Origin of the sequence: Arenibacter sp. F20364 (assembly GCF_023015905.1) — a bacterium.
Taxonomy (GTDB): domain Bacteria; phylum Bacteroidota; class Bacteroidia; order Flavobacteriales; family Flavobacteriaceae; genus Arenibacter.
Genome location: NZ_JALKBD010000012.1, coordinates 1 through 21,557 on the forward strand (window position 1 = coordinate 1; position 21,557 = coordinate 21,557).

The following is a 21,557-nucleotide window of genomic DNA, read 5'->3' on the forward strand; positions in this document are numbered from 1 at the left end:
TAGACTTTTTTTCCTTGCATACATTAAGTTACGAAATCGACCTCTTTTTAATATTAAGCCAATATTAATTTTTCATAACTTGTGCAACAGGCACAGAACCTATAAACAATACGAGGGCTCGGTTCTTAAACGAAAGGGTTGTGTATTTTTATGAAGTCCACAAAATCTTATGGATTTTGCTTTGGACAAGAAAAAAATAAAACAAAACAATAAGATTTCGCTATGTGCATGGCGGAAAGCAAACGCCAGTTTGCCCCCGTACTGTTCATAGCTAAACCGTTGGTGGTAATGGGGTACGTTAAAGGCACATCCTTTACAAAGTTAAAGGCACATAGTTTACACCTTTGACATCCCGAAATAAAATTAGTCATGGAGGTGAATTTAGCGTATTATCGAAAAAAAGATTGGAGGAAATTCCTAAAGTTAATCGACGACCCAGAAAACATGGACGAAACATGGAAAGAGTGGCATAAGTCATACCTAAAAATAAAACGTAGTTTGACTTCCCATGGTTTAACTGTAAATGACATTGTTATTGATTTGAATGAATTAAGGAATTACTGCTTGACTAACAACCATACAGGTAGCGTATACAAAACTGGTCCATTGGTACAAAGATGTGGAAAATGCTGGATTTAGGGCATTCAATACGATTGTCAATACCATTTCCCTCAATTATTGGCAGATCCTGAATTATTTTATAAATATAAGCACAAATGCTTCCGCAAAATCCTTCAACACTAAAATAAAAGCATTCAGAGCTCGGTTTAGAGGTGTTAGAAATACAGAATTCTTCCTATTTAGGTTAACTCAACTATTTGCATAAATATCAAAATACCCAGAAATGGTTCTTGATTGCTTATTTTCAGTGCTGATTGATTAATAAAGAATAAAATAGATTCGAATGAATAATCTTTTAGTGATTGAAAAACCCAATTTGTTGTACCTATGTTGTACCTGAAAAATAAAAATCCCCTGAAACCAATAGAATCAGGGGATTGTAACGTTGGCCTACTAGGACTCGAACCTAGAACGACTGGACCAAAACCAGCTGTGTTGCCAATTACACCATAGGCCACTACCTCGTTTGAGCGTGCAAATTTAAAACAAAGTTTTATATGCGCAAATATTTTTGAGCCATATTCCAAAAAAATAAAAAAATATTCCAGATCAAGCATTAGAGACTGGGTTCCAACAATACCGACAAATTAACCGCCAAAAAAGAAAGACCCCTGGGATAACCACTATTGACATGTAATTTACGGCCATCTTGATGCAAAAATGATGTTAAAGGTTTATGAAATATATATCCCATTATATATTTAAATTAGTAAATTCGCCCTTCTGATAAATGACAAACCGCATGTTTTCAAAAAATTTCAAGAAATGGGATACCATCACAGGATGGTTTGTTTTTTTTATAGCCCTTATAACCTACGGAATCACCGTTGAACCTACCAGCAGTTTTTGGGATGCTGGGGAATATATCTCAACAGCGGCCAAACTACAGGTAGGACATCCACCAGGAGCGCCTTTACTACAAATGATCGGGGCTTTTATGGCCATGTTCGCCCTTGAACCTACCCAGGTTGCAAAAATGGTAAATCTCGTTTCCGGGGTTTCCAGCGCCTTTACCGTTCTATTTATGTTCTGGACCATCACCAACCTCACCAGGAAACTTATATCCAAGGAGGAAGTTATAACCAATAGCAAGGCATTGGCCATTTTGGGCAGTGGCATTGTGGGGTCTCTGGCCTTTACCTATTCCGATAGTTTTTGGTTCAACGCAACAGAAACCGAAGTCTACGCAATGGCCAGTTTAATCATGTCCCTTCTACTATGGCTGGGATTAAAATGGGTAGATGATCTGGAGAATCCGAGAGGCAATAAATGGATAATACTTATTTCTTTTGTGGTCGGACTTACCTTTGGAATTCAGTTCATGGGCTTTCTGGCCATTCCGACAATAGGTTTGTTGTACTACTTTAAAACCTACAAAACCACTACAATAAAGAATTTTCTATTGGCGAATATTATTGTGGTTGCCATATTGATGCTCGTCTATAAATTTTCGCTGACCTATGTGCTTAAAGTTTTTGGTTGGAGCGAGGTCTTTTTTATCAATACCATTGGTCTGCCTTTTAATTCGGGCACCATTATCATGGGCCTCATTTTTGTAGGTGTTTTCTATTGGGGATTGCGCTATACCCGCAAGAACAACTATACCGTAGCAAACACTATCGTGCTCTGCCTAATGTTTTTATTTTTAGGATTTTCTTCTTGGCTAATGCTACCTATTAGGGCAAATGCCGATGTAGTCATTAACGAGAACGACCCTTCGGATGCCAGATCCTTGTTAGCCTATTACAACCGTGAACAGTACCCAGGAGTGGACAGCCCGGTTTATGGAGCATATTATTCGGATACTTTTGCTCCTGCCGGAGATGAAAAAGACGAAAAACCCAAGTACGAAAAAGACCTAAAGGCCGGAAAATACATTATAGTAAATAACTATAAGGATGCCCTACAAGGACCAAATCAAAAACACGTGGGACTCTTGCCACGGATGTGGAGCGAGCAAAATGCCGAGAACTACATGAAGTATTTTTACCCGCTCACCTTTAAGATCAAATCCGATTATCTAGGAAACAATGAACTGAGGGAAGCCGTAAACCAATTTAAGGAGGGTTACGCCAAGGGCGAAATAGACACTTCCCAGTACATGAGATTTCTGAGGGAGTTTGGAGAGTATATTGAAATAGAACCGCCCACAATAATGCAAAACATCAAATACATGCTCGAATTTCAATTCGGATATATGTACTGGCGTTATTTTATGTGGAATTTTGTTGGCAAGCAGGACGATATCCAAGGAAGATATGACAATCACGGCAATTGGCTAAGTGGTATAAACTTTGTAGACAATGCCAGATTGGGCAGCCAGGAAAACCTTCCCAGCGATATTAAGAACAATAAAGGACGGAACACCTATTTTTTCCTGCCCTTACTTCTGGGCATTATTGGCCTTATCTTCCAAATAAGCAAAAACCCCAAACAATTTTGGGCCTTGTTCGTTTTCTTTATGTTCACGGGTATTGCCATACAGTTTTACACCAATCCAGCAATTTTTCAGCCTAGGGAAAGGGATTATTCCCTTGTAGGCTCCTTTTATGTTTTTGCATTATGGATCGGCTTGGGCGTATATGGGCTTTTTGATGAGTTCCAAAAACTATTGAGTCCCAAAATATTGGCACCCGGAATAACTATTCTCTGTCTTTTGGCCGTACCTGGAGTTATGGCATTCCAAAATTGGGACGATCACGACAGGTCCAATAGGTTTACCGCTAAATCTACCGCAAAAGCCTATCTGGAATCGACAAAAAAAGACGCTGGCTCCATTTTGTTTACTATTGGGGACAACGATACTTTCCCCCTGTGGTATGCCCAGGAAATTGAAGGGTTCAGGACAGATGTACGCGTGGTTAACACCAGCCTTTTTGCCACGGATTGGTATATAGATCAGATGAAGAAGAAGGCCTACGAAAGCGAACCAATTCCCTCTCAGCTTACCCATAACGAATACAAATGGGGATCCAGGGACGCCATATACTTTAACGAGCTTACCGAGAGCAGATGGGACATTAAAGATTTCATGAACTGGGTAGGCAGTGATAAGGAACAAACTAAATTCCGTAGTATCCTGCAAAAGAAAGGTGCGGATCTAAGTCAGTACTCCGAAAGCAATTTGGACGTAGTCTACTATCCCACCAATAAAATTAGGGTGCCGGTTAATAAGCAAAATGTACTGGAAAGTGGTTTGGTGAAAGAAAAAGATTCGGCCCTAATTGTGGATTATATTGATATTGACCTTCCACAAAGCGCCCTGCCAAAAAACCGCATCCTCATGTTGGATATTATAGCTAATAACGATTGGAAACGCCCTATATATTTCTCAGGAGGAAGTTTTGATCAGGCAGAATATATCTGGATGAAAGATTACCTGCAATTGGATGGCCTGGTTTACAAACTGGTCCCCATAAAAACTACCAACAGAAGCTCTTATGAGATGGGCAGGATAGATGCAGATCTTATGTACGACATTGTAAAAAAATGGGATTGGGGCAATGCGGGAAGCCCGGATATTTATCACGACCCCCAAACGCGGACGCAGGCACTTTCTTTTAGGGGCAATTTGGCCCGACTTACCGAAACTTTGATCGATGAGAACAAGATAGAAAAGGCGAAAGACGTTATCAATATCGCTATGGAAAATATGCCCGTTGATTATTTCGGTTATTATGCTTTTGTAGAACCTTTTGTAGATGGATACTTTAAAGTAGGGGAAACCGAAAAAGCTAGAAATCTATTTCAAAAACTGAAAAATATTTATCAGGAACGCTTGGATTATTACGCCAATTTGCCTTTTGAAGAACAGCGAATGTTCCTAGACGAAATTATTCCAGATCTAGAGGCTTATAGTAGAAATATCGATATTTTAATTACTAATCAGGATAAGGAAATCGCCGAAAAGGAAACCCTTGTCTTCAACGAATACATAGCCAAATTTGAACGCTTTTATCGCAATGACCCAATGGAGGAAATACAAGCACCAACTCCAGATCCAGATCTGTTGGATTCCACTGCTATTGATGCCATACCAGAAGAACAATTGGACAGCATTGCAATTCCGGAATAAAGGACACAAAAAAAAACCGAGACCAGGTCTCGGTTTTTTTATATTGTATTAATCAGTTATAGATACTCATTAAGTATCCCTATCAGGGTATTGGCATCCTGCTCCCCACTTTGCCTCCAAACCATTTCACCTTTCTTGTATATCATCAAGGTTGGCAGGCCCTTCACCCGCAATGCCTGGGAAAGCTCTTTGTTCTTATCCACATCAATCTTAATAACCTTGCCCTTATCGCCCAAGGCAGCGGCAACATCCCGCAGTACAGGATGCATGGCCGTGGACTGTTCGTTCCACTCTGCGTAAAAATCCAACAACACAGGAACATTGATATCAATTAATTCACCAAATTTAGACATATACTATACATTGGGTTATAAATCAAAAATAAGAAAAAATGTTAAAATACAACTAGTGCTATCATTTTTGTCGACAAGGTAGTAGTTAAAATCAGGTTAACGACCTCTTTTTTAAGGTAATTACGGTAATTTCTGGCCAGATTCCCACTCGTCCAGGATATCCCAAAAACCCAAATCCACGGTTTACGTTGATCATCTGACCCATTTCTTCATACACTCCCGCCCAATACTTATACCTCCATTTTGCAGGACTCCATTTGATCCATCCTGGAATTTCTATGCCAAATTGCATACCATGTGTATGTCCACTTAAGGTGAGGTGATAATGATAATCATCTTTTAACACTTGGTCTTCCCAATGGGACGGATCATGGCTCATTAGGATTTTAAAATCCTCTTTGTTAATATTGGAAACTGCCTTTTTAAGGTCTCCAGCTTTTTTAAATCCACCCCTACCCCAATTTTCTACCCCGATCAAAGCAATTTTGTCGTCTCCTTTTTGCAGATACCGACTATCATTAAGCAAGAGATCAAAGCCCATTTCCTTTTGAATATTTTTTAGGTCTATCAAATTATTCCTTTTGGCTTCCTCGGTTTCCCAGTCCACATAATCCCCATAATCGTGGTTCCCCAACACCGAAAATTTACCATCTTTTGCACTTAAGCTGGTAAAAAGTCCTTGCCATGGCAGCATTTCTTCTGCCATGTTGTTCACCATATCCCCTGTAAAAAGCAACACATCACTTTTTTGCTTATTTATTAGATCTATTGCATACTCAATTTTCTCCCTACTATCAAAACTGCCACTATGCACATCGGATATTTGAGTTATTTGATATCCATCGAAACTATTGGGCAAATCATCAAATTCCAGATTATACTTGAGCACTTTAAAATTATACTTCCCCTTAAACATACCATACAACAAGGCTGAAAATGGCAAAGCGGCAATACCCATAGCAAGGGTACTTAAAAAACGTCTCCGTTGGGGCAGGCTAAATTCTTTGGTCCCACCAAATATTTTGTGATAGCCTGCAGAGAGAAATCTGAAAATATCCTCAGAGAATAAAAATACTATAGTAATCAACTTAAAAGTGAGCATTGCCAACAAGAGGCCAAAAGCATAACTCTTAGGCACACTCAGTACCCTGCCAGGGGCATCGCCCATAGTAAACTGATAAATGAAATTCCCCAATACAAAAAGGGATAATACCATATAGGCGTAATAAACCCAGGGATAACGGGTTGCCGCCCTAAGCGCTTGTAATGTATAAATCCCAAGTATTATATAAATGACAATAAAAACAATCCAACGAAGCATCCCTTATTTTTTTTAGCAAAGATATTGGTTTCAAACCCATTAGTTCCGTTTTTAATTTTCTTTAACTATGCGGACCACCTCCTGTAATGTTATCAAATTGCTGATAGCTATTTCATCGTCCCTGAGAAAACTTGGGCTGCTCATTGGAACCACAGGTGTACCCTCAAGAGTTTTGTGAAATTCTATTCCGGACAAATGTACAGCCCCAAAACCCTTTTCCTTAAATCCAAGTACATTGGTGTCACGTATACCACCTCCGGGCATCACCACAGCACCCTTCGCATTTTTGTGCAACTCGGACAACAAGTCCATCCCTTGGACCGAAGAATTCTGCTGTCCAGAACTCAATATGGTATCCACTTCCAATTCCTCCAATTGCCGTAATGTCGCCATTGGGCTCCTTACCCAATCAAAAGCCCTATGGAAGGTAAATTGCATGGGTCTGGACAACCCTATCAATTCTTTTGTCCTTTCAAAATCCAAGGTAAAATCATTTAACAACACCCCTGAAACAATTCCATTAAAACCAAGCTCTGCACACAATGCAATATCCCTTTTCATAATCTCGAACTCCAGATCCGAATAAGTAAAATCTCCACTTCTGGGTCTTATCAAAACATTTACTGGAATGGAAATATGTTGCTTTATTAGCTGCAACAGACCAAAAGAAGGAGTAACCCCACCTACCGCAAGCTCTGAACACAACTCAATTCGGTCAGCACTAGCTTTTTGGGCATTTAGCGCAGATTCTAAAGAATTGGCGCATACTTCTACGATCATATTTCTTATATTTAGAACCTTAAAATTAAGTAACACAATCTTATGAAAAGAAGAAATTTCCTTAAAAATTCTACCTTGAGCACTGCTGGAATAATATCAGCACCCCTTTTTGCATCTATCCCAGAAACTAATAATGGGCTACCACCTACCGCAAATGACCTGAAAACAGTTAAACCTATTGTCATCTGCACATGGAATTTCAAGAATGCCACGGCAAAGGCTTGGGAAGTTTTGGAAAAGGGAGGTTCTTCTCTGGATGCAGTGGAACAAGGTGTGATGGTAGAGGAGGCTGATCTTAGCAATGAAACGGTTGGCAATGGCGGAAGACCGGACAGGGATGGCCATGTTACCTTGGACGCCTGTATAATGGACAAGGATGGAAACTGTGGTGCAGTGCTATGCATGGAAAATATAGCGCATCCCATTTCAGTTGCCAGAAAGGTAATGGAAGATACTCCCCATGTAATGCTGGCCGGAAAAGGAGCAGAACAATTTGCTTATGAAAAGGGCTTCCCAAAAACAAATTTACTTACCGAAAAGGCCAAAAAAGATTGGTTGGAATGGAAGAAAAAATCCAAATACGAAACTATTATCAATATAGAAAACCACGATACCATAGGCATGCTTTCCATTGACAAAAATGGCGATATTGCAGGGGCCTGTACCACAAGCGGAATGGGTTACAAAATGGCCGGACGTGTTGGCGACTCCCCTATCATTGGTGCCGGATTGTTTGTAGACAACGAAGTTGGAGGAGCAACAGCTACAGGAGTTGGGGAAGAAGTAGTAAGAACTGTTGGCAGCTTCCTGATCGTGGAACTTATGCGCCAGGGAAAATCACCACAAGAGGCATGCGAGGAAGGCGTAAGACGAATCATGGAAAAGAACAAGGATAGAAGGGATTTCCAAATTGGGTTTATTGCCATCAACAAGAAAGGGGAAACCGGCGGCTACTGCATACATCCTGGATTTAGCTATAGCAAATTTACGGAAGCAGGTCAGAGCAACAATCCAACAGAGACTTTTTTGAAATCCAAATAATTAATTGGACAGAATCCAAATCTTAATAAGAATCAAATGTAATGGCTGAACAAAAAAGACTTTTCTTACTTGATGCATATGCACTCATTTTCCGGGGTTATTACGCACTAATAAAAAACCCAAGAATAAACTCCAAGGGAATGGACACTTCAGCCATTATGGGGTTCATGAATTCATTATTGGATGTTATTAGACGGGAAAAACCAGATCATTTGGCCGTTTGTTTCGACAAGGGAGGTAGTGCTGACCGCACCGAAATGTTCGCGGAATACAAAGCCAACCGGGACGCTACTCCGGACGCCATTAAAATAGCCGTGCCCTATATACAAAATATATTAAAAGCCATGCATATCCCGGTGGTGGAATTGGAAGGTATGGAGGCCGATGACATAATTGGCACTTTGGCCAAGCAGGCGGAAAAAGAAGACTACAAGGTATATATGGTTACCCCGGATAAAGATTTTGGACAGTTGGTATCCGAGAACATTTTTATGTACCGCCCTGCCAGAATGGGCAACGGCATAGAAATTTGGGGCATCCCCGAGGTCCAAAAACGTTTTGGCGTTGAACGTCCGGAGCAGGTAATAGATTATTTGGGCATGATGGGCGATGCCAGTGACAACATTCCAGGACTACCCGGAGTGGGAGACAAAACAGCAAAAAAATTCATAGAGGAATTTGGCTCTATGGAGAATTTGCTCGCCAATACCGATAAACTCAAGGGCAAAATGAAGGAAAAGGTCCAAGAAAATGCTGAATTGGGTATTCTTTCAAAAAAGCTGGCCACTATATTTGTGGATTGCGACGTAACTTTTGATGCCAAAGATTATGAGCTTTCCATGCCCGATGGCGAAAAAGTTCAGGAGATTTTCGAGGAGTTGGAATTCCGAAGACTAAAAGATCAATTCCTAAAGCTATTTTCTGCAGATTCCGATTCCGATACCACAGAGGAGAGCAAGCAAGAAACAAACCCTGTTTCAAAAAAGAAACAAACTGAGGCCGGCGGCGGGCAGTTTTCCTTATTTGGTGGTGACGGACAAGTCGCAGGTGGCACTATCAAAGAAGTATCCAGCAGAAAAAACATCAAGGAAGTTTCACATGTATACCAAAGTGTTCTTCCAGGCATGGCAATGAAACTTTTTGTCCAGAATCTAATGAAACAAGTTTCGGTTTGTTTCGACACGGAAACCACGGGATTAAACCCACTTACTGCCGAGCTGGTAGGTATTGCATTTAGTTGGGAAGCTGGAAAGGGGTTTTATGTTCCTTTTCCAGAGGACAAAAAAGAGGCCCAAGAAATTATTGAACAATTAAGACCGTTTTTTGAAGCGGAAGGAATTGAAAAAATTGGGCAGAATCTAAAATATGATATTAAAGTATTGCATAAATACAATGTATCTATAAAAGGTAAGTGTTTCGATACCATGTTGGCACATTACCTTATTAATCCAGATATGCGCCACAACATGGACGTACTGGCAGAAACTTATTTAAACTACACCCCAATTTCCATAATCGAACTCATAGGCAAAAAAGGAAAAAACCAACTATCTATGAGGGAGGTACCTTTGGAACAACAAACCGAATATGCCGTGGAAGATGCCGATATCACTTTTCAATTGGCACAGCATTTTCGACCTGAATTGAAAGAAGCAAACACCGAAGAACTATTCAACGACATAGAGATCCCCCTATTACGTGTCCTTGCGGATATGGAACTGGAAGGAATCAACCTGGACAAGGCCTTTTTAAATTCGCTTGCCAAGGATTTGGATAACGACATCAAAAATCTGGAAACAAAAATCTATAAGGAAGCGGGGGAAGAATTCAATATTGCCTCACCCAAACAATTGGGTGAAATATTATTCAATAAACTAAAACTTGTCGACAAACCCAAGAAAACCAAAACCGGTCAATATTCCACTGCCGAAGACGTACTCTCCTATCTGGCCAAAGACCATGAAATAGTCCAATGTGTATTGGACTATCGCGGACTCAGCAAACTAAAGAGCACCTATGTGGATGCCCTTCCGGAACAGATAGAAGAAAGTACTGGTAGGGTACACACGGACTATATGCAAACGGTTGCCGCTACCGGTCGATTGAGCAGCAACAATCCCAACCTACAGAACATCCCCATTAGAACGGAGCGGGGAAGACAGGTAAGGAAAGCATTTATTCCAAGAGACGAAAATTACACCCTATTGGCAGCAGATTATTCTCAGATAGAATTGAGAATTATTGCAGCCCTAAGTGATGAATCTACCATGATCGAGGCCTTTAAAAACGGAGAGGATATTCACGCTTCCACTGCCTCCAAAGTATTTAACATACCATTGGAAGAGGTGACCAGGGAACAGCGAAGCAATGCCAAAACGGTGAATTTTGGCATTATATATGGAGTATCTGCATTTGGATTGAGCAACCAGACGGACCTATCCAGGGCTGAAGCCAAAGAACTTATTGAAACCTATTATAAGACCTATCCCAAATTACGCAACTACATAAGCGAACAAATAGAATTCGCCAGGGAGAATGGATATGTCCAGACGGTTTTGGGCAGACGAAGGTATCTCAAGGATATCAATGGAAGTAACGCTATTGTTCGTGGAGCCGCTGAACGCAACGCAGTAAACGCCCCTATTCAGGGAAGTGCCGCCGATATCATAAAAATTGCAATGATCAATATTCACAAAAAACTCGAAGAAGGAAAATACAAAAGTAAGATGCTCCTACAAGTGCACGATGAATTGGTGTTCGACGTTTATAAGCCCGAAATGGAGGAACTGAAAACCATGATAAAATCGGAGATGGAAAATGCGTACGAATTATCTGTGCCATTGGATGTGGAATTAGGCGTTGGAAATAATTGGCTGGAGGCCCATTAAGTCCATACACTATAAAAAAAGCGGAGCGCTATTGATTTAACACAATAGCGCTCCGCTTCCATTAACAGATCTTTTGGGGATTCTATTTTCTCTTAAAAATAAGTTGCCCTCCTGCACTCAGATTTGGGATGTCAAGATCAGCGGCATCCAGAGTCATAACATCACCATCTATGGTAACATCTACGACTACAGCTTGCTGGTCTTCATCGGTATAGGTGAGTTTACCATCCTCATATACATAAACCGTAGTTTCGGTATCTTTTTCGGTAGGACAGGGAATATCAAAACCATCCCTTTCCAAATATTCCACGGAATTTTCAATAGTAACCGTTAAGTCCACTTTAAATTCAAAACTCAACACATAGCATTCTTTAGCTGTTAAATATGCCAATAAATCCCTCGCATTTTTTTCATCATCACTTGCAGTATCATTATTAACCTTAAGTTCATAGGCCTGCCATACACCCACTATAGAATCCTCCTTGGAATTATCATCATCACTATCCGAACAGGAAAAGAAAAGACCCGTAACAAGAAAAAGTAGCAAAAGTTTAAATTTCATCTTTTTAAAATTTAGTTTGTTTTAAAAGCTAACGTATTATAGCACAAATTAGTATCCACCAAGCCATACAATTAAGGGGACTATCCAAAACCTACTTCACCAGCATAGAAAAGGAATGAAAATTACATCCCTACCGCATCCTCAACTCAAAAAATCCTGAACCCTAGCATGACAATATTATATATTCTTGCCATATAACCATATAATTCCGTAGGATTTGATATGAATAAAAAAGTATTGCTGCACGCAAAAAGAAATTATTGGGAGAACAAAGTACAGCCAAAATTAACTTCGATATACCAATATTGGAAAAAACTATAAAATAATAAGAAACAACCATTTGGAATTCAACTTAATAATTGTACATTTGCAGCCCGTTAAACGGGATTGAAGTGTTTAATCAATAAATATATTAGTGTGGATACATTAAGCTACAAGACGATTTCGGCCAATAAGGCGACCGTTGATAAACAATGGTTACTAGTTGATGCTGAAGGAGAAACATTGGGCCGTCTTGCTTCTATAGTAGCGCAGTTACTTAGAGGGAAGTACAAGCCTAGTTTTACACCACATGTTGATTGTGGGGATAATGTTGTTATTATCAATGCAGAAAAAATCAACCTAACCGGAAAGAAGTGGGATTCAAAAACTTACGTTCGTCACACCGGTTATCCAGGAGGCCAGAGGTTTACAACGGCTAAAGAAATGTTGGCCAAGGATCCAGCGCGTATAGTAGAGAAATCGATAAAAGGTATGTTGCCCAAAAACAAATTGGGTGCAGAACTTTTCCGTAATCTGAAGGTATATGCCGGAGCAGCCCACAACCAAGAAGCACAAAAACCAACAGCAATTAACTTAAACGATTTTAAGTAATGGAAATGATTCATAAAATTGGTAGAAGAAAAACTGCGGTTGCCAGAGTTTATGTTACTGAAGGAAATGGTAACATCACTATTAACAAGAGAGACTTGAGCAACTATTTTCCTACAGCAACATTACAGTACAAAGTAAAGCAGCCGTTTACCTTAACCAACAACGAAGAAAACTTCGACGTAAAGGTTAATGTTTATGGTGGCGGTATTACAGGACAGGCGGAAGCAGTTCGTTTGGCATTGTCCAGAGCATTATGCGAATTGGATGCCGAAAACAGATTGGTTCTTAAACCAGAAGGTCTTTTAACAAGAGATCCAAGAATGGTTGAACGTAAGAAATTCGGTCAGAAGAAAGCTCGTAAGAAATTCCAGTTCTCCAAACGTTAATACCGTATTATCAAATTACATACTGAAATACGACAATGCTCTTGATGGTTATCGAGAAGAAATTGACAGATTCGGTATAATTTTTAATTGTTCATTGAAAACCCTTGTCATAGGGTAAGTAATAATCCAAAGTTAATCACTGGGTTTCTCCTTAAGAAAAATCCAATGCATTCAAATTCTGGATAAATTAGTTTAGCATCTAAATATTAAAGGCTGCCTTTTGGTACCACTTTAATATTGCTAATTCAAAGGAACGTAAACTAAAAAATAAAAATGGCAAACAAAGTTGAAGTAAAAGACCTTTTAGAGGCAGGTGTACATTTTGGTCACCTTACCAGAAAATGGAATCCGAACATGGCTCCCTATATCTACATGGAGCGTAACGGAATTCACGTTATCAATCTTTATAAAACAGTTGCAAAACTAGAAGAGACCAACGAGGCTCTTAAAAAAATTGCAGCTTCGGGTAGAAAAATACTTTTCGTAGCTACCAAAAAACAAGCAAAGGATATTGTTGCTGAAAAAGCTGGCAATGTAAACATGCCCTACATCACTGAAAGATGGCCAGGTGGTATGTTGACAAACTTTGTCACTATTCGTAAAGCCGTTAAGAAAATGGCTTCTATTGATAGAATGAAGAAAGACGGCACCTTTAATACGCTTTCCAAAAAAGAGCGTTTACAAGTTGATCGTTTGCGCGCCAAGTTGGATAAAAACTTAGGTTCTATTTCTGAAATGACACGTCTACCAGCTGCTTTATTTATTGTTGATACAATGCGTGAGCACATCGCTGTAAAAGAAGCACAAAAATTGAACATTCCAATTTTTGCGATGGTAGATACCAATTCCGATCCACGACCAATTGATTATATCGTTCCATCCAATGATGATGCCTCCAAATCTATCGAGGTGATTATGGCATCTGTAACTGCGGCTATTGCAGAAGGATTAACAGAACGTAAATCTGAAAAGCAAAGTGAGAAGGAAGGCGGAGAAGAAGCCAAGCCAAAAGAGAAAAAAGCTAAGGTAGCAACAGAAGAGAAAAAAACAAAGGCAGCAACAGAAGAGAAAGCTCCTAAAAAAGCTAGCACCGCCGGAGACGACCTTACCAAGATAGAAGGAATTGGCCCCAAAATTGCTGAAATATTTCAAGAAGCAGGCATAAACACTTATGCTGACCTAGCGGACAAATCAGAGGACGATCTTAAAGACATCCTTACTGAATCTGGCCCAAGTTACGCTTCCAAAAACCCAGCATCCTGGCCTAAGCAAGCTAAAATGGCTGCCGATGGCAATTGGGATGAATTGCAAGAATGGCAAGATAGCGTTAAGGGAGGAGTAGAATAATCCCCCATTTACTTAAACAGAATATAAATTTAACATTAACCTAGAATAGGATTACATTACAATCTTATATTTAGGTGAAAATTAAAACAAAATAAAATGGCTAAAATTACCGCCGCTGAGGTAAACAAATTAAGACAAACAACTGGTGCTGGCATGATGGATTGCAAAAATGCCCTAGTGGAAGCTGAAGGGGATTTTGATTTGGCAATTGAAATCTTGCGTAAAAAAGGACAAAAAGTTGCTGCTAAGAGAGCCGATAGGGATTCTTCCGAAGGGGCTGCTATTGCCAAGGTAAATGCAGACAACACTACTGGAGTTATCATCTCTTTGAACTGTGAAACCGATTTCGTTGCAAAAAACGACACTTTTGTTGCTTTGGCGAACGAATTGGCAGACCTAGCCTTAAATTTCGACACCAAAGAAGATTTCTTGAATGCCGATTACAAAGGAAACTCTGTACAGGATAAACTTACAGAACAAACAGGTGTTATTGGTGAGAAAATTGAAATAGGTGGATTCAGCAAACTTTCTGCTCCATTTGTTGGCTCTTACATTCATGCTGGAAACAAAATAGCTACTTTAGTAGGACTTTCTGCCGCTGTTGATGGTGCAGACGTTGCCGCTAAGGATGTTGCCATGCAGGCAGCCGCCATGAACCCAGTTGCTTTGAACGAAGAAGGAGTTGATCAGTCGATTATCGATAAGGAAATCGAAATCGCCAAAGATCAATTACGTCAAGAAGGAAAGCCAGAAGCCATGTTGGATAACATTTCTAAAGGTAAATTGAAACGTTTCTTCAAAGACAATACTTTGGTGAACCAAGATTTTATCAAGGACAGCAAACAAAGCGTTGCACAATACGTAAAATCTGTTGATTCCAAATTGGAAGTAACCGGATTTAAAAGAGTTGCTTTAGGATAATCCATAAGCACTAAACATAAAAAAAGCGCCATTATGTTGTAATGGCGCTTTTTTTATACCCTATAGTTTTGATCTTAAAATTTGTACGACTGAATCCAGAACAAGAAATCCTTCCTAATTCCTTAACCCCACCCCACCTAGGGCATACCGTAAACCAATCGCCAAATAATACCGTACAACTTGGTCTCTTAAGAATTAATCATCCTTTCAACCAGGCCTCACGTAGTTTGATCTGATGTTCGGTAGCCCCTTCCTCAGGAACCAGCTGAACAACCTCCAAAGTAGGAATCCCAACTTTCCCGGTCAAGGTAATCTCCTCATTCCCTCTTTGCACTACCATAACAATTTCCTTGTCGGCATCCCAATTTATGCTCTGCCCTATAAGCAATCGTATATTTACCAGGTTGGTCATTTTTCCATCAACACTCTTAATTATATCACCCCCTTTAGCCCCTAAACTATTGAAAAAGCTGTTCAATTGAATTCCTTCCCTTACAAAAATGGCATTGTCATTTGAGGGATCAACATCTATATAAGGTATCTCACCATCAAAAAAATAACCGGTAGACTGCTCCTGCTTCGTTGTAACCAGCCCCACTTTTTGCCAATACCTATCATAGTTTATGGGTGTATCCCCAATTACATGGGTTTCAAAGAATTCCCTTATTTCCGGATACGTTAAAGCAACGATTTCAGCAATCAACCCATCATCTTCAAAAGGCTTGGAATCCCCGTATTTTTTGGAAAGCTCCTTCATCAGCCATAAAACACCCTTTGCCCCTCCACTTAATTCCCTGAGTCTAATATCCAAAGCCATATTGATCAAGGCGCCCTTTTCATAAACGTTGGCATAATTTTCCTTGTAAGGTTCCTCCAAAATATTCGCGCTCATTACAGTAAAGGACATTCCGTCATCATAGGTTGTAGATCTCTCGACTTTCTCCATTAGCCGTTTATAAAAATCTTCCTCAGTAATTATACCCTGTTGAATTTGAAATAGGTTGGCAAAGTATTCTGTAGTACCTTCATACATCCACAGATGCATGGACATTTTAGGGTCATTAAAATCAAAAAATTGTATTTCCCGTGAATGAATGGTCAAAGGAGTAACGATATGAAAAAACTCATGGGCTACCGTGTCAAAAATAGCTTCTTCCAAACGCTCTTTCGATATTTGTTCAGGCATTACTACTACTGTAGAAGTATGATGCTCCAATGCCCCAAATCCTGTAGCATCGTTATCATCCATATTGGAAAGATAGAGGATAATAGTGTAATGCTTGGTACTATTGATATCTCCCAAAAATGCTTTCTGACCCCGCATCATTTTCTCCATACCCTCCTTTAAACTGGCTGCAGTAAAATGACCATTGGGAGAATAGACACTTAAGGTCACCTTAATATCACTAACTTGAAATGTTTCTGTACTGGGTTTTGAATACATTATAGGATTATCTATCACCTCAAAGTAACGTTGTGCCACGAAAACATCCGTTTCCGGAGCATTTATATCCTGAATTCCCTTCACCAAAGAGGTCACTGGCTCCAAGCCATCTGGAGCTGTAATTTCCAAGGAATAGGGAATTTCCTCCATTCCTTCAAAATAACCCACAAAACCATGGAGGTTCAGCATATAATTCTTGCCCTGCAGAATATTGGTACCGGCCGGGGAAAACACTTGTTCTTCGATTTCCATTTCGGTATCATAGGTATCGTTCACCCAATAATCAATTTTATCCAAATCCTTGGCGTTGACAATCCTCCATGTATTATCATCCAACTTTTCTACTTTTAACTCCCCTCCCTTGTAATCAAGGGCTTTGAATTGCTCTATATACTTTCCATAATTATCATCGCTATAGGTGCCAGGTACTGTCTTGGGTATAAAAAAGGAAACTGTATCCCTGGCAAAGGCACCAGGATCCAAAACTACATTTACTTTATCCTCTACAACATTGATTAAATCAATTTTTGCAATAACGGTAGCCTTATCCGCCGACACCAACGTCTTTGTTGAACCACACCCTTGGAGTATCAAAATTGCCACCCCTAAAAACCATGAATTTTTGAACAACCCTAATCTATTTGTCATTATCTATCGATTTTGTTTATCGTTTTCCCCCAAACAGTCAAACTCCAAGTAACTGTAAAAAAAAGGAAATGGAAATTTTTCCATTGTAAATTAAGGGAACTACAATAATTGACGCAAGATTATAAAAATAAATCTACCTTCCATTATCCATTATGAAATAATTAAGGTTAGACGAATCGTCCAAGCCAAGCCGCTTCATAAATATTTTTGATTATTTTTGCTTGAAATTAATAACATCACAATGCAATACAAAAGAATACTTTTAAAACTCAGTGGAGAAGCCCTTATGGGCACTAAGCAGTACGGCATAGACGCACAGCGTCTATCAGAGTACGCAGAGGAGATCAAAGAAGTTGTTGACAAAGGTATAGAAGTTGCTATTGTGATCGGTGGCGGCAATATTTTCAGGGGATTGGCAGGAGCCAGTAATGGAATGGATAGGGTACAAGCAGACCATATGGGGATGTTGGCCACTGTGATAAACGGATTGGCACTACAAAGTGCCTTGGAATTACAAGGAGTGCAGACCAGGCTACAATCTGCCATAAAAATAAATGAGGTAGCCGAACCTTTTATTAGAAGACGCGCCATGCGCCATTTGGAAAAAGGTAGGGTAGTTATATTTGGAGGAGGCACTGGAAATCCATATTTCACCACAGATTCGGCTGCCGTATTAAGGGCCATAGAAATTGAAGCCGATGTAATTTTAAAAGGGACCCGAGTGGACGGTATTTATACCTCCGATCCGGAAAAGGACAAAACAGCTACCAAATTTGACACTATAACCTTTAAAGATGTCTTGACAAAAGGTCTTAAAGTTATGGATACCACTGCCTTTACCCTAAGCCAGGAAAACGAATTGCCGATAGTTGTTTTTGACATGAACAAAAAGGGAAACCTTATGAAGTTGATTTCCGGAGAAAATATAGGAACAGTCGTAAATCTATAGTTTTGGCACTATTTGTGTTAAATGAAATAAAAAAATAGCATATGAACGAAGAAATTAAATTTATACTGGACACTACCAAAGAAGGGATGGACAGCGCCATAGCGCACCTTGAAAAAATGTTCTTAAAAATAAGGGCCGGAAAGGCAAGTCCGGTAATGCTATCCAGTGTAATGGTGGAATATTACGGCTCCCCCACCCCATTGTCCCAAGTTGCAAATGTCAACACTCCTGACGCAAGGACCCTGTCCGTTCAACCATGGGAAAAGAACATGCTTCATGAAATAGAAAAAGCCATAATGAACGCCAATCTTGGATTTAATCCTATGAACAACGGGGATTTTGTAATTATCAACGTACCTCCCCTAACGGAAGAAAGAAGAAGGGATTTGGTAAAACAGGCCAAGGCTGAAGCTGAAGATGCCAAGATCGGCGTCCGTAATGCACGCCAGGAAGCAAATAAAGAAATTAGGGGTCTTGAAGTATCCGAAGATTTGCAAAAAAACGCAGAGGCCGATGTACAGACACTCACAGATAAATACATAAAAAAGATCGACGCCTTCCTTGAAGCCAAGGAAGCAGAAATCATGAAGGTATAACATCCTTACAGTACTGAAATTAAAAGAGCGACCTAGTGGTCGCTCTTTTAATTTCCTCTTACCATTTAGCTAAGTAAACTTCATATTATAAGCCTATCGGCCCCAACTTGTACGACAGATCAAATTCGTTCCTATAAACCCTACTATTTAGCCCCTGCATCCTAGGAACAATAACAATCATTCTATACCTTTGCGCTCGAATAATTTTAGAATCCAAAGAACCTTTTTAAATCATATCGGTTTACTGGTTTTTTTTATGGTCAAATGCCAAAAAAGGTATTCTGAAATAAGACGTTTCACTAGATGGTTGCAAAGTTAACGCGAGGATTTTGGGCAAAAATAGCAAGGATAATACTTAGGAACAGAATTATAATTCTAGTCCTAATCGCCATTATGACCGTTTTTATGTCCATGCAATGGGACAAAATGAGGTTTTCCAATTCACAGGCCAACCTCTTACCTGACCACCATCCTGTAAATCTGGAATATCTTTCCTTTCTAAAACAATTTGGGGAAGAAGGCAATGTCGTTGTCTTGGCTGTAAAAGACAGTTCCTTATTTACCCCTAAAAAATTCAATCGCTGGAACAAGCTAAGTAAGCAACTTGGGGCCTTCCCTGAAGTAGACTTTGTATTGTCTACGGACAATTTACAAGAACTCGTAAAAGATACTGTAAAACAAGAATTTGTTATGCAGCCTTTTATAAAACAAACCCCAAAAACCAAAAAGGAGGTAGACAGTCTAACCAATCATCTTTTTAACGACCTTCCCTTTTACGATAACCTTATCTACAATAAAAAAACACATACCATACGCAGTGTTATTTATTTGGACAAGGATATTGTTAATACTTCTGTACGCAAGGACTTTATTTTGGAAGACCTCTCCACTTTGGTCAAAAATTTTGAAAAAGAAACTGGTCTCGATGTCCATATTTCGGGCATGCCCTACATAAGGACTATGAACTCCCAGAATATCATAGATGAAATTGGAAAATTTATACTTGCGGCCCTAGGGGTTACTTCCTTGATCTTCTTTTTCTTTTTCAGAAGTTTTAGGGCCACCATTATTTCCATGTTCGTTGTAATTGTAGGGGTTATGTGGGCTTTCGGAATCTTGGGCCTATTACAATATGAAATTACGGTACTAACGGCCCTCATTCCACCATTAATAATTGTTATTGGTATCCCAAATTGTATCTTCCTCATCAACAAATACCAACAGGAAGTAAAAAAGCACGGAAATCAGGCTTTGTCTCTGCAACGGGTCATCTCTAAAATTGGCAATGCCACCTTAATGACCAACGTTACCACCGCCTCTGGTTTTGCCACATTCATAATTACCGATAGCAAACTACTTAAAGAGTTCGGTATTGTTGCCTCAATAAATATTATAGGAATATTTGTGCTTTCCCTTTTGATAATTCCGATTATCTATAGCTTTATGTCCCTTCCAAAACACAAGCATTTGAAACACTTAAATACCAAGTGGATCGAAACTTTTGTAAGCTGGATGGAAAGAATTGTAAGAGACAGAAGGATTACGGTTTATGTAGTATCCATAGCTCTTTTGGTAGCAAGTATTATTGGCATTTATCAAATAGACATTTCAGGAAGCCCTATAGAGGACATGCCAAAAAAGGCCGAATTTTTTCAGGACATACGGTTTTTTGAACGGGAGTTTGACGGAATAATGCCCGTAGAAATTGTGGTAGATACGGAAAGGCCCAAAGGGGTCTTAAAACCTTCCACCTTAAGGAAAATGGATGAATTAGGCACGGTAATAAATGAAATTCCCGAACTTTCCAGATCAGTTTCGGTGGTAGACCTGGTAAAATATTCCAAACAAGCCTTTTATAGCGGTATACCCAAATATTATCAGCTGCCCACCTCACAAGAAAATACTTTTATTATGGATGTGGCCCGCAAATCTGCAGACAACGGCAACCTACTCAGCAGTTTTGTAGATAGCACTGGGCAGGTAGCCCGGATGACCACTTACATGAAGGATGTAAAAACATCCCGAATGGAAACCATTGAGGCTAAACTAAAAGAAAATATTGATAAAATATTTCCTGCGGACAGATATAAGGTTATCATGACCGGCAGCGCCCTACTGTTTTTAAAGGGGACCAAATATCTGGTAAAAAACCTTATAATGTCCCTTGCTTTGGCCATAGGCCTTATTGCCCTCTTTATGGCCTATCTTTTCCGATCTTTTAGAATGATAGTTATCTCACTGATTCCCAATTTATTACCTCTTGTAATTACAGCCGGAGTCATGGGGTTTGTAGGAGTACCTATAAAGCCTTCCACTATTTTGGTATTTAGTATTGCTTTCGGAATTTCGGTGGACGACACCATACACTTTTTGGCCAAGTACCGACAGGAGTTGATAAGTAACCATTGGAGAATAAAAAAATCGGTCTACGCTGCCCTTAGGGAAACAGGGGTTAGTATGTTCTATACCTCCATTGTCCTGTTTTTTGGTTTTTCGGTCTTTATAATTTCAAGTTTTGGAGGAACCGTTGCTTTGGGCGCATTGGTTTCGGCCACCTTATTATTTGCAATGCTGGCCAACCTTATCCTATTACCGTCATTACTTCTTTCACTGGAGAGAAGCATTGCCAACAAACAGGTATTGAAAGAACCGCAAATAGACATCCTTCCAAAGGAAGAATTAAACATCACGGACAAAGAATAACAGTCCATTTATTGAAATATTTTTCACCTGGTATATACAGATATATACC

Annotated in this window: 16 protein-coding genes and 1 tRNA gene; 11 read left to right on the forward strand and 6 right to left on the reverse strand. The window is 39.6% G+C overall.

The window, feature by feature from the left end:
- Positions 1-619 precede the first annotated feature (619 nt).
- Positions 620-826 carry a transposase gene (locus tag MWU84_RS11475; RefSeq protein ID WP_246901625.1) on the forward strand — a complete coding sequence of 69 codons (207 nt, stop codon included), beginning with the start codon at positions 620-622 and terminating at the stop codon, positions 824-826.
- 180 nt (positions 827-1,006) lie between these two features.
- Here MWU84_RS11475 and MWU84_RS11480 read toward each other — a convergent pair.
- Positions 1,007-1,078, reverse strand: a tRNA-Gln gene (locus MWU84_RS11480).
- A 285-nt stretch (positions 1,079-1,363) separates the two neighbouring features.
- Between MWU84_RS11480 and MWU84_RS11485 the strand changes: the two genes are divergently transcribed.
- Positions 1,364-4,696: a DUF2723 domain-containing protein gene (locus MWU84_RS11485; protein ID WP_246901626.1), complete on the forward strand. Its 3,333-nt coding sequence runs from the start codon at positions 1,364-1,366 to the stop codon at positions 4,694-4,696.
- Positions 4,697-4,752: 56 nt separating this feature from the next.
- Here the strand turns inward: MWU84_RS11485 and MWU84_RS11490 are convergent, their stop codons facing one another.
- The 3 genes from MWU84_RS11490 to MWU84_RS11500 form a co-directional block, all read right to left on the reverse strand.
- On the reverse strand, positions 4,753-5,049 hold the full coding sequence (locus tag MWU84_RS11490; protein ID WP_072862855.1) for a thioredoxin family protein: 297 nt from the start codon (positions 5,047-5,049) through the stop codon (positions 4,753-4,755).
- Between the two features lie 91 nt (positions 5,050-5,140).
- Positions 5,141-6,370 carry a metallophosphoesterase gene (locus MWU84_RS11495; RefSeq protein ID WP_246901627.1) on the reverse strand — a complete coding sequence of 410 codons (1,230 nt, stop codon included), beginning with the start codon at positions 6,368-6,370 and terminating at the stop codon, positions 5,141-5,143.
- 51 nt (positions 6,371-6,421) lie between these two features.
- On the reverse strand, positions 6,422-7,150 hold the full coding sequence (locus MWU84_RS11500) for a copper homeostasis protein CutC (protein WP_246901628.1): 729 nt from the start codon (positions 7,148-7,150) through the stop codon (positions 6,422-6,424).
- A 42-nt stretch (positions 7,151-7,192) separates the two neighbouring features.
- On the opposite strand from MWU84_RS11500, the gene MWU84_RS11505 reads away from it, so the two are divergent.
- Positions 7,193-8,191: a N(4)-(beta-N-acetylglucosaminyl)-L-asparaginase gene (locus MWU84_RS11505; protein WP_246901629.1), complete on the forward strand. Its 999-nt coding sequence runs from the start codon at positions 7,193-7,195 to the stop codon at positions 8,189-8,191.
- Positions 8,192-8,232: 41 nt separating this feature from the next.
- Positions 8,233-11,079: a DNA polymerase I gene (polA, locus tag MWU84_RS11510; RefSeq protein WP_246901630.1), complete on the forward strand. Its 2,847-nt coding sequence runs from the start codon at positions 8,233-8,235 to the stop codon at positions 11,077-11,079.
- An 82-nt stretch (positions 11,080-11,161) separates the two neighbouring features.
- Here the strand turns inward: polA and MWU84_RS11515 are convergent, their stop codons facing one another.
- On the reverse strand, positions 11,162-11,641 hold the full coding sequence (locus MWU84_RS11515) for a hypothetical protein (RefSeq protein WP_246901631.1): 480 nt from the start codon (positions 11,639-11,641) through the stop codon (positions 11,162-11,164).
- A gap of 417 nt (positions 11,642-12,058) precedes the next feature.
- Here MWU84_RS11515 and rplM point away from each other — a divergent pair, with 417 nt between their 5' ends.
- The 4 genes from rplM (at position 12,059) to tsf (ending at position 15,168) form a co-directional block, all read left to right on the forward strand.
- The gene (gene rplM / locus MWU84_RS11520) at positions 12,059-12,514 is read left to right on the forward strand and encodes a 50S ribosomal protein L13 (protein ID WP_246901632.1); all 456 of its coding nucleotides are present in this window, start codon (positions 12,059-12,061) and stop codon (positions 12,512-12,514) included.
- Complete coding sequence (gene rpsI, locus MWU84_RS11525) at positions 12,514-12,900, forward strand: 30S ribosomal protein S9 (protein ID WP_031442374.1); 387 nt, start codon at positions 12,514-12,516, stop codon at positions 12,898-12,900. Before rplM ends, rpsI begins: the two co-directional genes overlap by 1 nt.
- Positions 12,901-13,173: 273 nt before the next feature.
- A complete protein-coding gene (rpsB, locus tag MWU84_RS11530; protein ID WP_246901633.1) occupies positions 13,174-14,247 on the forward strand; it encodes a 30S ribosomal protein S2 in 1,074 nt (357 codons plus the stop codon).
- Between the two features lie 96 nt (positions 14,248-14,343).
- Entirely contained in the window at positions 14,344-15,168 is an 825-nt protein-coding gene (gene tsf / locus MWU84_RS11535) for a translation elongation factor Ts (RefSeq protein ID WP_246901634.1), read from the forward strand.
- A gap of 199 nt (positions 15,169-15,367) precedes the next feature.
- Here the strand turns inward: tsf and MWU84_RS11540 are convergent, their stop codons facing one another.
- The gene (locus tag MWU84_RS11540; RefSeq protein WP_246901635.1) at positions 15,368-17,260 is read right to left on the reverse strand and encodes a peptidase M61; all 1,893 of its coding nucleotides are present in this window, start codon (positions 17,258-17,260) and stop codon (positions 15,368-15,370) included.
- 241 nt (positions 17,261-17,501) lie between these two features.
- On the opposite strand from MWU84_RS11540, the gene pyrH reads away from it, so the two are divergent.
- The 3 genes from pyrH to MWU84_RS11555 all read left to right on the forward strand — a co-directional run bounded on the left by pyrH (position 17,502) and on the right by MWU84_RS11555 (position 21,508).
- A complete protein-coding gene (gene pyrH, locus MWU84_RS11545) occupies positions 17,502-18,209 on the forward strand; it encodes a UMP kinase (RefSeq protein WP_246901636.1) in 708 nt (235 codons plus the stop codon).
- Between the two features lie 41 nt (positions 18,210-18,250).
- The gene (gene frr / locus MWU84_RS11550) at positions 18,251-18,805 is read left to right on the forward strand and encodes a ribosome recycling factor (RefSeq protein ID WP_246901637.1); all 555 of its coding nucleotides are present in this window, start codon (positions 18,251-18,253) and stop codon (positions 18,803-18,805) included.
- A gap of 303 nt (positions 18,806-19,108) precedes the next feature.
- Positions 19,109-21,508, forward strand: a complete 2,400-nt coding sequence (locus MWU84_RS11555; protein ID WP_246901638.1) for an MMPL family transporter — start codon at positions 19,109-19,111, stop codon at positions 21,506-21,508.
- Positions 21,509-21,557: the final 49 nt, after the last annotated feature.

Excerpts from the sequence above, each read along its gene's own strand:
- MWU84_RS11485 (WP_246901626.1), top strand. The coding sequence starts at position 1,364 with ATGTTTTCAAAAAATTTCAAGAAATGGGATACCATCACAGGATGGTTT.
- MWU84_RS11490 (WP_072862855.1), bottom strand. The coding sequence starts at position 5,049 with ATGTCTAAATTTGGTGAATTAATTGATATCAATGTTCCTGTGTTGTTG.
- MWU84_RS11495 (WP_246901627.1), bottom strand. The coding sequence starts at position 6,370 with ATGCTTCGTTGGATTGTTTTTATTGTCATTTATATAATACTTGGGATT.
- MWU84_RS11500 (WP_246901628.1), bottom strand. The coding sequence starts at position 7,150 with ATGATCGTAGAAGTATGCGCCAATTCTTTAGAATCTGCGCTAAATGCC.
- MWU84_RS11505 (WP_246901629.1), top strand. The coding sequence starts at position 7,193 with ATGAAAAGAAGAAATTTCCTTAAAAATTCTACCTTGAGCACTGCTGGA.
- polA (WP_246901630.1), top strand. The coding sequence starts at position 8,233 with ATGGCTGAACAAAAAAGACTTTTCTTACTTGATGCATATGCACTCATT.
- MWU84_RS11515 (WP_246901631.1), bottom strand. The coding sequence starts at position 11,641 with ATGAAATTTAAACTTTTGCTACTTTTTCTTGTTACGGGTCTTTTCTTT.
- rpsI (WP_031442374.1), top strand. The coding sequence starts at position 12,514 with ATGGAAATGATTCATAAAATTGGTAGAAGAAAAACTGCGGTTGCCAGA.
- rpsB (WP_246901633.1), top strand. The coding sequence starts at position 13,174 with ATGGCAAACAAAGTTGAAGTAAAAGACCTTTTAGAGGCAGGTGTACAT.
- tsf (WP_246901634.1), top strand. The coding sequence starts at position 14,344 with ATGGCTAAAATTACCGCCGCTGAGGTAAACAAATTAAGACAAACAACT.
- MWU84_RS11540 (WP_246901635.1), bottom strand. The coding sequence starts at position 17,260 with ATGACAAATAGATTAGGGTTGTTCAAAAATTCATGGTTTTTAGGGGTG.
- pyrH (WP_246901636.1), top strand. The coding sequence starts at position 17,502 with ATGCAATACAAAAGAATACTTTTAAAACTCAGTGGAGAAGCCCTTATG.
- frr (WP_246901637.1), top strand. The coding sequence starts at position 18,251 with ATGAACGAAGAAATTAAATTTATACTGGACACTACCAAAGAAGGGATG.
- MWU84_RS11555 (WP_246901638.1), top strand. The coding sequence starts at position 19,109 with ATGGTTGCAAAGTTAACGCGAGGATTTTGGGCAAAAATAGCAAGGATA.